Annotated in this window: 1 protein-coding gene; it reads right to left on the reverse strand. The window is 72.9% G+C overall.

Annotation, left to right across the window (positions count from 1 at the left end; genetic code table 11):
* Positions 1 to 1,246 (reverse strand): nitrous oxide reductase family maturation protein NosD (locus KS423_RS45400; protein ID WP_224285506.1); only part of this gene is annotated, 1,246 nt, incomplete at its 3' end.
* Positions 1,247 to 1,452: the final 206 nt, after the last annotated feature.

Below are 1,452 nucleotides of genomic sequence, written 5' to 3' on the forward strand. Positions count from 1 at the left end.
GCGTGGGCTGGGCGGGCGGGGCCGGCACCTGGCTGAACGGGATGCCGGGCGGCGCCTGGACCGGGCTGGGGCGGCCGAAGGGCGGGGCGGTCCGGCCCTGGACGGCGCAGCCCGCCAGCGTCTCCAGGCCGTCCGGGCTCTGGACGGCCGGCTGGTTGCCGGTGAAGCAGTTGCCCGGGTCGGCGGAGGCCAGCACCAGGTCGGTGCCGTTGCCGGTGGCCCGGTTGCCCTCGATCCGGTTGCCGCTTGCCGGGTGCCCGGGCGGGTCGGTGATGACGATGCCGACCGCGCGGTTGCCCTGGACCAGGTTGCGCTGCACCTGGTTCCCCGTGCCGCCGCCGATGCCGATGCCGATGCCGTAGGCGCCGTCGGCCTGCTGGGGGGTGTCGGTGGCGTTGTTGTCGGTGACGGCGTTGCCCACGATCACCGCGCCGTGCTGGGGGGCGAGGGCTTCGAGGTCGTTGGAGTTGGCGGTGACCCCGACCCGGTTGCCGGTGATCCGGTTGCCGACGACGGTGAGCCCGTCGGAGGCGTTGGTGATCTCGACGCCGACGGCGTTGCGCTCGACGGTGTTGCCCCGCACGAGGGTGTCGCAGGGCTTGCACTGGCCGACGTAGATGCCGGAGTCGGCGCCCCCGGAGGCGTACGAGTCCTCGATGATGCCGCCGCGGGCGTCGAAGGCGTAGATGCCGTACAGGCCGTTGTTGTACGCGGTGACGTTGCTGGCGCGGAAGCCCTGGAGGGCCGGGAAGCGGACGGTGTCCAGCGGGTCGTAGGCGGAGCCGCCGGCGCCGTGCTGCTGGAGCTTCTCGTCGGTGACGCCGGTGAACAGCACGCCGTTGGCGAGGTAGCCGTGGACGGTGAGGTTCTCCACCACCGAGCCGGGGCCGGAGGCCGTGATGCCGTTGATCAGCCGCAGACCGCCGTCCAGGACCACGGTGTTGCGGTCGGTGCCGCGCAGCACGATCTTGGGCTTGGTGAGGCGCACGCTCTCCCGGTAGGTGCCCGGGTCGACCAGGACGGTGTCCCCCTCGCGGGCGACGTCCACGGCCTGCTGGATGGTCGGGAAGTGCTGCGGGACGCGGATGACCGTGCCGTCCGGGTGCTTGGCGTCGGAGGAGGACGAGCCGCCCGAGGAACAGCCGGAGAGGGCGAGGACGGCGGCGGCGAGCAGGGCGGGCAGCCGCTTGACGGCCAGGGCCCCGCGTGAGGGCGCTGTGGCGGAGCGAGCGTGACGTGTGGTCAAGATTTGCATACGGCGTGTTCTATCGTCTCCAATGTCGCTCATGCATGCCGAAACCGGAAAGGCGCAGGACCAGCCACCGACTGTCAGAAGCGGTGTGGATCGAAGGGCCCTGATCGCGGGCGGGGCGGTGGTGGCCGCCGGGCTCGGCGCGGGGGCCGCGGCGCTGGCCCTGGGCGGCGGGAACGGCCCAGGGAGCGGCCACGGCT

It is taken from the genome of Streptomyces sp. LS1784 (assembly GCF_020103755.1).
Lineage (GTDB): Bacteria > Actinomycetota > Actinomycetes > Streptomycetales > Streptomycetaceae > Kitasatospora.